The organism is Paraburkholderia sp. J11-2 (assembly GCF_905220185.1).
GTDB lineage: Bacteria > Pseudomonadota > Gammaproteobacteria > Burkholderiales > Burkholderiaceae > Paraburkholderia.
In genome coordinates this window covers 60,721-72,074 of the sequence record NZ_CAJMYY010000004.1, presented here as the reverse complement: position 1 = coordinate 72,074, position 11,354 = coordinate 60,721, and the positions used below count along the sequence as shown (strand labels likewise).

Annotated in this window: 9 protein-coding genes; 7 read left to right on the top strand and 2 right to left on the bottom strand. The window is 63.4% G+C overall.

Annotated elements, in window-relative coordinates:
* Window positions 1-174 precede the first annotated feature (174 nt).
* On the bottom strand, window positions 175-1,356 hold the full coding sequence (locus tag U5A57_RS06910; protein ID WP_321909332.1) for an acyltransferase: 1,182 nt from the start codon (window positions 1,354-1,356) through the stop codon (window positions 175-177).
* 199 nt (window positions 1,357-1,555) lie between these two features.
* On the opposite strand from U5A57_RS06910, the gene U5A57_RS06905 reads away from it, so the two are divergent.
* The 4 genes from U5A57_RS06905 to U5A57_RS06890 all read left to right on the top strand — a co-directional run bounded on the left by U5A57_RS06905 (window position 1,556) and on the right by U5A57_RS06890 (window position 6,646).
* Window positions 1,556-1,699 carry a hypothetical protein gene (locus U5A57_RS06905; protein WP_199272116.1) on the top strand — a complete coding sequence of 48 codons (144 nt, stop codon included), beginning with the start codon at window positions 1,556-1,558 and terminating at the stop codon, window positions 1,697-1,699.
* A 264-nt stretch (window positions 1,700-1,963) separates the two neighbouring features.
* Complete coding sequence (gene galU / locus U5A57_RS06900; protein ID WP_321909330.1) at window positions 1,964-2,854, top strand: UTP--glucose-1-phosphate uridylyltransferase GalU; 891 nt, start codon at window positions 1,964-1,966, stop codon at window positions 2,852-2,854.
* Between the two features lie 372 nt (window positions 2,855-3,226).
* Window positions 3,227-4,849, top strand: a complete 1,623-nt coding sequence (locus tag U5A57_RS06895; RefSeq protein WP_321909328.1) for a S53 family peptidase — start codon at window positions 3,227-3,229, stop codon at window positions 4,847-4,849.
* A 123-nt stretch (window positions 4,850-4,972) separates the two neighbouring features.
* Window positions 4,973-6,646, top strand: a complete 1,674-nt coding sequence (locus U5A57_RS06890) for a S10 family serine carboxypeptidase-like protein (protein ID WP_321909326.1) — start codon at window positions 4,973-4,975, stop codon at window positions 6,644-6,646.
* Window positions 6,647-6,663: 17 nt separating this feature from the next.
* On the opposite strand, the gene U5A57_RS06885 is transcribed toward U5A57_RS06890, so the two are convergent.
* Complete coding sequence (locus U5A57_RS06885) at window positions 6,664-7,188, bottom strand: nucleoside 2-deoxyribosyltransferase (RefSeq protein ID WP_321909324.1); 525 nt, start codon at window positions 7,186-7,188, stop codon at window positions 6,664-6,666.
* Window positions 7,189-7,496: 308 nt separating this feature from the next.
* Here U5A57_RS06885 and U5A57_RS06880 point away from each other — a divergent pair, with 308 nt between their 5' ends.
* From U5A57_RS06880 to U5A57_RS06870, 3 genes are all read left to right on the top strand, one after another.
* Window positions 7,497-8,804: an MFS transporter gene (locus U5A57_RS06880; protein WP_321909322.1), complete on the top strand. Its 1,308-nt coding sequence runs from the start codon at window positions 7,497-7,499 to the stop codon at window positions 8,802-8,804.
* A 193-nt stretch (window positions 8,805-8,997) separates the two neighbouring features.
* The gene (locus U5A57_RS06875) at window positions 8,998-9,906 is read left to right on the top strand and encodes a transporter substrate-binding domain-containing protein (protein ID WP_321909320.1); all 909 of its coding nucleotides are present in this window, start codon (window positions 8,998-9,000) and stop codon (window positions 9,904-9,906) included.
* A 145-nt stretch (window positions 9,907-10,051) separates the two neighbouring features.
* A complete protein-coding gene (locus U5A57_RS06870; RefSeq protein ID WP_321909317.1) occupies window positions 10,052-11,293 on the top strand; it encodes an NAD(P)/FAD-dependent oxidoreductase in 1,242 nt (413 codons plus the stop codon).
* The last annotated feature ends 61 nt before the right edge of the window (window positions 11,294-11,354 follow it).

Below are 11,354 nucleotides of genomic sequence, written 5' to 3'. Positions count from 1 at the left end.
CATTCACCTTTCGTGGTGCGATGTGAACTGTGGCAGGCATTAGCGGTTTGAGCGGCTTTCTTTTGCCTACTTTTCTTTGCCGCTGCAAAGAAAAGTAGGTGCCGCCCCGCACAGGGGCAACGCTGGCATACCGCCGCGAAAACAAGAAAAGGCCAAAGCACCAAGGACCCACGATCAAACGGCGACCCGCCTCCTAAGCCGCGCGGCAGCATTCAGCGCAGGCCGCTCGAAGAGCCGATAGAACACCCAGCCAACAGGAATCACGGCGAGGGTAAAACCGAACGACGGCCAGATCGAAGTCTGCAACTCGGAGCGAAACAACAGCGACCCGAGCAGCACGAACAGTGGCAAATGGATGAGATAGAGCGAGTAGCTGAAATCGCCGAGTTTGGAGAACAGCAGGTGGAGCATGCCAGGAGAAGCAGGCTGCGCAAGCGCCTTCACGAGATAGCAGGCAAACGCACACGCCCAGAGCTGGAACGCGCCAAACTGGCCAAAGTGAAACGCCACGCATCCGGCCACGGCGAAAAGCGCCGCAGCGGGATAGGCAAACCGGAACCCGGAAGACCCACGCAAGCGCACTTCGGCGATCCATGCGCCGAGCATCCACGAGAACCAGTACGACGTGAAGACGACGATGTCATGCCGCTCCAGCGTCAACGCAGACACCACGTTGATGAGCGCCACAGCAGCGAGCACGACATTCAGCCCAAACCGCCGGCGCGCAGCAAAAAGCAGCGGATAGAGCAGATAAAACTGCACTTCGAGCGAAAGGGTCCAGAGCGCGCCGTTAGAGCCATACGTCTTACCGGCCACGCCCTGCAGCGAGAACAGATTGACGAAGAAGTCCCGCACCCCGATGCCATTGATCTTGTGGCTCACAGGAAAGAGCGAGAGGCTGACCGAATCCACAGCCAGCGTGAGCAGCAACGCCGCGAGCAGCACCGGATAAATGCGCACGAAACGGCGCAGCCAGAACTGCCGCGCGTCGAGCCGGAAATTGGGGTTTGCATTCAGGCGCGCGGCGCCGCTGCGGTGAATGCAATACCCGCTAATGACGAAGAAAATCGGCACACCCGCCGATCCCCAGGCAATGGGAAACGTAAGCCACGCGGCGATCGTGCCTGGGCTCGCGAGACTCGCGTGCAACTGGTGAAACGCACCCATGCCGATCCAGGTCACCTGGCGGCAATGGAAATAGGCCACCAGCAGGGCCGCAAAACCGCGCAGAGCCTCGATCAGTTGATCGCCTGCAAGCTCGCGCGCCGCGGTCAAGGGCCGCGCCGCAGAGGACACAGCAGCGGCGGGAAGCGCAGACGCAGGCGGCATGGCAGTTTGGAGTACGGGATCGCTCATCGGTGTCAGCCGGTCCTTGGGGAGAGTACCCGGCGATCTTAGGGGCGCGCGCGCGAGTGAAGTAAGCAAAATATTTTCAAAATGTATTCGAGCGGTTAAGAGAAATGGAGAAATAAGTGGATTGAAAATCAAAGCAGTTTATTTGTGGAATTTGAAATGCTAGTTTGTGTGTGATCGACTATGGTCGCTGGAGAATCCGATGAACCTGCACTTGCTGGCCGGCGTGGCCGTGCTGTTGATACTCGTGGGGGTATCCGCATATCGTGAGGCCTTGCGCAATGAGCCCATCCGGCGCGCACGCACGCGTTCCGGCGCCTTGCCGCCCGCCGATGAAGCGGAGTAGACTGCGCCCGAACGAGACGCGTCACCGACACAAGCCGGATCAGGAAATTCATGCCGATTCGCTCTAAATTATTCGGAATGAATGGAAATAATTTCCGGTGTTAAGCTTGAATCTTACAATCTGAATTTATTGGCCTTTTTTATTCTTTAAAAGGCGGTAAACAATCTTGTTCAATACAAGAATCTGCCAGTGCAGAACCTCGGGGAAGTCGGCTTGCCTCGCTGCGAGACCGAGACTCAAACGAACGATCTGGGAATGGACATCATGCTCAAAGTAACCAAAGCGGTATTTCCTGTTGCAGGCCTGGGGACGCGCTTCTTGCCCGCCACCAAGGCGAGCCCCAAGGAAATGCTGCCGGTCGTCGACAAGCCGCTCATTCAGTACGCGGTGGAAGAGGCGATCGCTGCGGGGATTACCGAAATGATCTTCGTGACCGGCCGCAGCAAGCGCGCGATCGAAGACCATTTCGACAAGTCGTACGAGATCGAATGCGAACTCGAAGCCCGCAACAAGCAAAAGCTGCTCGACCTCGTTCGCAGCATCAAGCCCGCCAATGTGGACTGCTTCTACGTGCGCCAGGCCGAGGCGCTCGGTCTGGGCCACGCCGTGCTGTGCGCGGAAAAGCTCGTGGGCGGCTCGCCGTTCGCCGTGATCCTGGCGGACGACCTGCTCTACAGCCCCACGCCCGTCATGAAGCAGCTCGTGAACACGTTCAATCACTATCACAGCTCGGTGATCGGTGTGGAATCGATCGCACGTGAAAACAGCGCGTCGTACGGCATCGTCGATGGCCGCGAGTGGGAAGAGGACGTGTTCAAGCTGTCGGGCATCGTCGAAAAGCCGGCGCCGGAAGCCGCGCCCTCGAATCTCGGCGTGGTGGGCCGCTATGTGCTGATGCCCACGATTTTCGACCATCTGCGCTCGCTGAAGCCGGGTGCGGGCGGCGAGCTGCAGCTTACCGACGCATTGCAGTCGCTGCTCACCGAAGAGCAGGTGCTCGCGTACCGCTATATGGGCACGCGTTTCGACTGCGGCAGCAAGCTCGGCTACCTCAAGGCAACGGTGGAGTTCGCGCTGCGCCATCCGGAGGTGAAGGACGAGTTCGAGGCGTATCTGCAAACGCATCTGCCGGCCGCGCTCGCTGCTGCGGCATAACCACTCCGCAGCGGCGCAACCACGCTACGGGGTCATTCGAAGCGCGCGGGCTCAGTGCCCGCGCGCTTTTTGCACATCTTGTCTTCCTCCCCAACGACCTCCTGGCATGGCCATGCGCTTGCGCCCGGAGAGATTTGCAATCGTCATCGGTGTATAACGATTCTGGCGGGCACGCCGAATGCGCACAACGTTTCGTTTGTGCTCGCGCTGCGCCGTTGGCCGCATCGTGCGGTGGCGATGCTGCATGAATATCCCAACGATTGTCGTATGGCATGCCGGGCTGGTTTGGTGCGCGCAATTGCGGTGATTCAACGCGCGTCCGGGCGCCAGAGTCCAGTCACAGGCACGCGCTTCACGAAGGAGAAACCGGCCATGACCAGGCACCTTCCCGTGGCAGGCAGCGAACATCCCGCGCCCGCTGGCGCGCAGTGCGTCGGCGCGTGCGACCCGGCGGAGCGCTTCAAGATCGTGTTGATCCTGCGGCGTCAGGCGTCGCCTGAATTTCACGAGCTGGTCAACCGGCTCACCGCCAACGACCCCGCCGCCAAGCCGGTTTCCCGCGAAGAGTATGAGCGGCGCTTTGGCGCCAGCACGGCGGATATCGAGCGTGTCGAACAGTTCGCGAAGGCGCACGGCCTCGCCGTGGACCACGCCGACGCCTCGGCGCGCCGGGTCGTGCTCTCGGGCACGGTACAGCAGTACAACGCCGCCTTTGGCATCGATTTGCAGCGTTTCGAACATCAGGTCGGCAAGACCACGCATCATTTTCACCAGCCGAGCGGCCCTCTGCATTTGCCGCAAGACATGCACGAGGTCGTCACCGCCGTCGTGGGGCTCGACAATCGCGCGAAGGCGCAGCCGCACTTTCGCTTCGTGCCGACGAGTCTCGCCAATGCGCCGGCTGCTGGCGCACCCATCCGTCCGCCCATCCGTGCCGCGCGCGCGGTGACCCGGTCGTTCACGCCTTTGCAGCTTGCGGAGCTTTACAGCTTTCCCGCAGGTGACGGCAGCGGCCAGTGCATTGCAATCGTCGAAATGGGCGGCGGATACGACACGGCGGACCTCACCGCGTATTTCAAGGCACTGGGCGTGAGCGCGCCGCGCGTGGAGGATGTGTCGGTCGATCAGGCGACGAATGCGCCGACCGGCGACCCCAACGGGCCCGACGCCGAAGTCACGCTCGACGTGGAGATCGCGGGCGCGCTGGCTCCCGGGGCGCTCATTGCCGTGTATTTCGCGCCGAACAGCGAGGCCGGTTTCGTGGATGCGGTGAGCGCGGCGCTGCACGACAGCCAGCGCAAGCCATCGGTCATCTCGATCAGCTGGGGCGCGCCGGAGTCGGCGTGGTCGCAGCAAACGCTCGGCGCGCTGAACGACGCCATGCAAACGGCCGTCGCGCTCGGCGTGACCGTGTGTGCGGCCTCAGGCGACAGCGGCTCGTCGGATGGCGTGGGCGACGGCGCCGATCATGTCGATTTCCCCGCGTCGAGCCCTTATGCGCTCGGCTGCGGCGGCACGCACATCGCGGCATCGAACGGACGCATCTCGCAAGAGACCGTGTGGAGCGACGGCGAAAACGGCGCGACCGGCGGCGGCGTGAGCGCGACGTTCGCGCTGCCGGACTGGCAAAAGGGTCTGCGCGTCGTGCGCGGCAGCGGCGGGGCCGGTGCGCTGGTGCGTCGCGGCGTGCCCGATGTCTCAGCCGATGCCGACCCAGCCACAGGCTACGAGGTGCGCGTGGCCGGCGCGGATACGGTGGTGGGCGGCACGAGCGCGGTCGCGCCGCTGTGGGCTGCGCTGATCGCGCGTATCAACGCGGCGCGCGGCACGCCCGTGGGCTTCGCGAACGCGAGGCTCTATGCGCAGCCCGGCGCCTTCAACGACGTGACGAGCGGCAGCAATGGCGACTTCTCCGCGGCGCCCGGCTGGGACGCCTGCACGGGCCTCGGCACGCCGGTCGGCAGCAAGGTGGCGGCGGCACTCGGCTCGACGTAGGATGAGCGCGGCGCGCCGCCCCGGCGAGAAGGAAATGGCGAGCGCATGCGAGTTGCATGAAAGGTTGCCATTCGAAGCTGCATTCACGGTCTCAAACGCGAACACTCAGAAAGTGGAGACGACATGAACGACGAAGCGCAGTCCACCAAGGGCAACGGCGGCGCTCAAGGGGCCAGCCCCGCGAGCGGCAACGGCAAGCATCGCTCCCAGGCCGACCAGCCGTGCTTCGATCCCACCGCTTACGGCAACGGTCCCGACGACTTCGTCACCGACGTGACCGAGAATGCCGCAATCACGCACCACGCCATTCAGATCGGCAAGGAAGTCATCGCCTATACGGCTACGGCCGGTCATCTCGTGACGGTCGATCCGAGCAGCTCGCAGCCCAATGCCAAGATGTTCTACGTGGCGTTCACGAAAGACGGCGTGCAGGCGCAGGACCGTCCCGTCACGTTCTTCTACAACGGCGGGCCGGGCTCGTCTTCCGTGTTCGTGCTGCTCGGCTCGTTCGCGCCCAAGCGCATCAAGACCTCGATGCCGGGCTTCACGCCGCCCGCGCCCTATACGCTCGAAGACAATCCGGACAGCCTGCTCGACAAGAGCGACCTCATCTTCATCAATCCCGTGGGCACGGGCTATTCGGCCGCGATCGCGCCGCATCACAATCGCGACTTCTGGGGCGTGGATCAGGACGCGGATTCGCTCAAGCAGTTCATCAAGCGCTACCTCTCGGCGAACGATCGCTGGAATTCGCCGAAGTTTCTTTATGGCGAATCGTATGGCACGGCGCGCAGTTGCGTGCTTGCCTACCGGCTGCACGAGGATGGCGTGGATCTGAACGGCATCACGTTGCAGTCGTCGATACTCGATTACACGCAAAGCGGCAATCCGGTGGGCGCGCTGCCCACGGCGGCCGCCGACGCCTGGTACCACAAGCGCCTTGGCGTGACGCCCGCGCCGAAGGACCTGCAGGCGTTCGCCGCGCAGGTCGCGCAATTCGCGCGCACCGATTATCTGCAGGCGCTGTCGAAGTTTCCCGATCCCAGCGACAAGGGCATTCCGGCCACGCTGAAGACGCTGTCGCAATACACGGGCATCGACACGCAAACGCTGGAGTCGTGGAATCTCGACATCGCCTCGTACGACAGCCGCGGCAATTCGCTATTTCTCACCACGCTCATGAAGGACAAGGGCGTGGCGCTCGGCTCGTACGACGGCCGCGTGACTGCCATCGACACGGGCATTGCCGGCAATATCGACCCCAACTCGGGCGGCAACGATCCCACCATGACGGCGGTGAGCGGCGTGTATACGGCGATGTGGAACAGCTACCTGAACGAGCAGCTGAAGTTCCGCACGAACTCGTCGTTCACGGACCTGAACGATCAGGCATTCAAGAACTGGAACTTCGGCCATATCGATCCGACGGGCGCGCAAAAGGGCGTGGATGCACAGGGCAATATCGTGCTCTACACGGCCGGCGACCTGGCGGCGGTGATGGCGCTGAACCCGGATTTGCGCGTGCTTTCGGCGAACGGCTACTACGACTTCGTCACGCCGTTCTACCAGACCGTGATCGACTTGCAGAAGATGCCGCTCCTCGACCAGAAGGTGCGCGATAACCTGAGCGCACGCTTCTATCCGTCGGGGCACATGGTGTATCTCGACGCCGGCTCACGCACGGCGCTCAAGGCCGATCTCGCGAAGCTCTATCAGGTCGCCGTGACGGACCGCCCCGCGGTGGCGCGCATCCGCGCCCTCCAGCGCATGAGCACGATGAGCACCATGCATCATTGAGGCGGGGGCGTACGCTCTCAACGCGTGCGCCCTTGCGCCATGGCTTCGAGGCACGCGCGCGCGTCGCCCTGCACGAGGCGCGCCGCGCACGCGATCATCAGGTTCTTGGCGAGGCCGAAATCTTCCACCAGATAGCCGCGTTCGCACACGCGCCCCTGCGCGTCGGGCACCGAAGGCACGCGTTCGATGAGCGTGCCCTGGTCGGACGTGTAGGCCCAGACTTCCTTGCCTAGTGCTGTTGCATAGCCGATCTCGAAGGCGGTGCCGGAGTCGGGCTCGCCGGGGCCGCGAAAGTCGTTCACATTTGCCATCACGATATCGGCGGCGCGGATCGCTTCGACGTTCGCGCGATAGATCCACGCGGCGAGGCGCGGGCCGTCGAGGTCCGGCGGCACTTGCGCGTCGAGCGGATAGACGCCCTCGAAGCCATATTCCGCGCACGCAGAGACGAGGCGGGCGCCGTGCTCGAGCGCGTCGCGCCGGAAGACGTCGAAGCCGGCGAGATACACGCGCGGGCGGCGGGGCAGCGGGGTGGAAGTCATGGCGCGCGGTTCTCCATGCAAGCGGTTCGTCGAGAGCGAGTTCGACGATTCTAGCGCCAGGTCCCGGGGCAGCGGCGTTTCGGGCGTATTCCCGTTACTTACAAACAGTTGACAGTAATTGTTGCGTCTCGCTACGATGATGCGCTTTGCATGCTATCGTGCGGCGTTGCGCGCCGCGCAACTGCGCGCATCTTGTTGTGGGCGCAACGTATTGGGGACAAACCTCGGGGTTGAAACCCGGCCAATGCGCCCTCGTTTTCCTTGGCCCTTGCCGTTTGCGGCTTGGGCTTCGCACCATGTCGGAGACCATGAATACGATCGCCGGCGGCCAGTCGAAGGCCGCACTACACAATCTCGAAGCGGGCGCCTATTCCAAGGCGACGCTGCGCCTGTTGCCGTTTCTTTTCCTCTGCTATGTGGCCGCGTATCTCGACCGCGTCAACGTAGGCTTCGCCAAGCTGCAGATGCTGAGCGACCTGCAGTTCAGCGAAACCGTGTACGGTCTCGGCGCGGGCATTTTCTTTATCGGCTACTTCTTCTTCGAAGTCCCAAGCAATATTCTCATGCACCGCGTGGGTGCGCGCGTGTGGATCGCGCGCATCATGATTACGTGGGCCGTGCTTTCGGCGGCCACGCTGCTCGTGAAGACGCCCACGCAGTTCTATTTCGTGCGCTTCCTGCTGGGCGTGGCCGAGGCCGGCTTCTTCCCTGGCATCGTGCTCTATCTCACCTACTGGTTTCCGGCCGCGCGCCGCAGCCGCATGAACGCGCTCTTCATGATCGGCATTCCGATCGCGGGCGTGCTGGGCGGCCCGCTTTCGGGCTGGATTCTCTCGGCGTTCACCGGCACGAACGGCTGGGCGGGCTGGCAGTGGCTCTTCCTGATCGAAGCCGTGCCTTCGCTCGTGCTGGGCGTGATTACGCTCTTCTATCTGCCTAACGGCATTCGCGCGGCGAAGTGGCTCTCGGAAGACGAGAAGGCCGTGCTCGAGCGCAATATCGAGCAGGACCAGGCCGGCAAGGGCCACGCATCGATCGGCTCGGTGTTCGCCAACGGCCGCGTGTGGCTCATGGCCGTGATCTATTTCTGCTGCATGATGGGCCTTTACGGCATCAGCTTCTATCTGCCCACGCTCATCAAGGCGAGCGGCGTGAAGAGCGCGCTCGACGTGGGCCTGCTCACCGCCATTCCGTACGCGTGCGCGGTGTTCAGCATGCTGTTCGTGGCGAAGAGCGCCGACCGCACGGGCGAGCGCCGCTGGCACTTCGCCATCGCTTCGCTGGCTTCGGCACTCGGCCTGTATTTCAGCACTGTGTTCGGCAACAACGTGCCGCTCGCCATGCTCGCGCTCTCGGTGGGCGCGGCTGGCATGCTCGCCACGATGCCCGTGTTCTGGACCTGGCCGAGCGCGATTCTCGCGGGCGGTTCGGCCGCCGCCGCCATCGGCATGATCAACTCGATCGGCAATCTCGCGGGCTTCGTGAGCCCTTCGATCATCGGCTGGATGAAGGACGCGACGCAAAGCACGAATGCGGGCATGTACTGCGTTTCGGCGGCCATGGTGCTGGGCGCGGTGCTGGCGCTGCTGCAGCCGAAGAAGATCGTCAACGGCTGATGGCGTTTGCCCCGAAGATTGCGCAGCATTGAGCTAGAAAAGCAGCGGCAAGGTCCGCTGCTTTTTTTTCGTCGTCGGCTTAACATCTCGGGAAAGCCCTGGTATTTCCCACATGTTGCGCGATGATCGATTCTGACGACATATGTAGGCTTTGAACGCGCAAGACAACGATACGCGAGTAGAGGACCGACTGATGAACGCACTGAAGCTGCTGTCGCTGGCTTGCTGGTCCTTCGCGGCATGCATTGCGCTACTGCAGCCGGCGGCCGCCCAGGTTGCGCAGCCCACGCTCGACAAGATCCGCGCGGCAAACATCATCGCCGTTGGGTATCGCGAGACTTCGGTCCCGTTCTCTTACGTGATTGGCGACAACCAGGTGATCGGCTTTTCGCAGGACATCTGCAACAAGGTGATCGACGCGGTCAAGCTCCGGACGAAACGCCCGAATTTGCAGGTGCATTTCATTCCCGTTACTTCACAAAACCGCATTCCGCTCGTGCAGAACGGCACCGTGGATCTGGAGTGCGGCGTCACGACGAACCTGAAAGCGCGCGAGGCTCAAGTGAGCTTTTCCAATACGTTCTTCATTGCGACCACACGCCTGCTCACGCACAAGAATTCGGGCATTCACGACTTTCCCGATCTCGCGGGCAAGACGGTGCTCACGAACCAGGGCACGACGTCCGAGCGCATCCTGCGGCGCATGAACCTCGACAAGCAGATGAACATGCGCATCATCAGCGCGCGCGACTATGCCGAGGGGCGCGCCACGCTCGAGTCGGGGCGCGTCGTGGCCTACATGATGGACGACGTGCTGCTCGCCGGTACGCGCTCGCTCACGCAGAAGCCGTCCGAATGGGTGATCGTGGGTACGCCGCAATCGTTGGAGGCTTATGCGTTCATGATGCGCAACGGCGACCCCGAATTCCGGCAACTCGTGAACGACACGATGGCGGGGATCATGAAGAGCGGCGAAATCAACGCAATGTACGCGAAGTGGTTCGAGAAGCCGGTGCCGCCCAAAGGCGTGAATTTCGCGTTTCCGATGAGCGGGCAATTGCGTGCGCTCTATGCCGCGCCGAACGATCGCGCCTTCGACTAAGCGCCGCGTGCGTGTGCGAACCATGAGATGATCTCGTTCCTGGCGCGGCGCGCGGCGTGGATTCAAGTGCATGAATGAGTCCTGACCGCCGATGCGCGCGATGAATCGATTAATAGGTAAAGAGCAGGATCAAGCGGGAGCGGACATGCAAGAAAACGGCAGCACAGTGGTGATCGTTGGGGCAGGGCATGCGGGCGGCAACGCCGCGGCGCTGCTGCGGCAATATGGATTCGACGGCCGCGTGGTGCTGGTCGGCGAAGAACCGGTGCCGCCCTATCACCGGCCGCCGCTCAGCAAGGCCTATTTGAAGGGCGAGGCCGACGTCGAGCGCTTGTGGCTCAAGCCGCGTGCGTTCTATGACGAGCAGCGCATCGAGCTGAAGCTCGGCGCAAGCGCGCAGTCGCTCGACCGCGCGAACCGCACGCTCACACTCGCCGACGGCAGCCACGTTCAATACGACAAGCTGATTCTCGCCACCGGCTCGACGCCGCGCGCGTTGACGGTGCCGGGCCACGATCTCGCGGGCGTGATCGCGCTGCGCTCGCTCGCGGACGCAGACGTGCTGCGCGAGCGCGTGAAGCCGGGCGAAAAGCTCGTGGTGATCGGCGCCGGTTATATTGGCCTCGAAGCGGCAGCGGCGGCGCGCCAGCTCGGCCACGAGGTCACCGTGCTCGAAGCGGCGCCGCGCGTGCTGGGCCGCGTGGCGGGCGAGACCGTTTCCGCGTTCTACGCGAACGAGCATCGCGCGCAAGGCGTGGAACTGCGCCTGAACGCGACGATCGAGGCGCTCGTGGGCGAGGGCGGCAAGCTCACCGGCGTGAAGCTGGCCGATGGCGAGATCGTGCCCGCCACGCTTGCGCTGGTCGGCATCGGCATTCTGCCGAACGAGGCGCTCGCGAAAGCGGCGGGCATTGTGTGCGCCAACGGCATCCAGGTGGACGACGACGCGCGCACGAGCGACCCCGACGTGTTCGCCATCGGCGATTGCGCGCACCGGCCGCTTGCGCACTATGGCCGCGCGGGGCGCCTGGAAAGCGTGCACAACGCGGTGGAGCAGGCGAAGCTCGCGGCCGCGGCGATCGTCGGCAAGCCGCGTCCCGCGTGCGACGCGCCATGGTTCTGGTCCGATCAGTACGACCTCAAGCTCCAGACGGTGGGCCTGCTCGAGGGCTATGACGAGGCCATCGTGCGCGGCGACCCCGTAGCGCGCCGCTTCGCGGTGTACTACCTGAAGGACCGCGAACTGCTCGCGGTCGACGCCGTCAATTCGATGCCCGACTTTCTGTGCGGCAAGAAGCTCGTGGGCAAGGGTGTGAAGCTCGACCTCGACGCGCTGCGCGATCCGGCCACGGATATGGGCAAGTTTGCCGCTGCGGCGCTTGCCTGAGCCGCGCGTTCAACGATGAAGTCAGGGGGCGGCGACGTCCCCGTTATTTTCGCGACCGGGA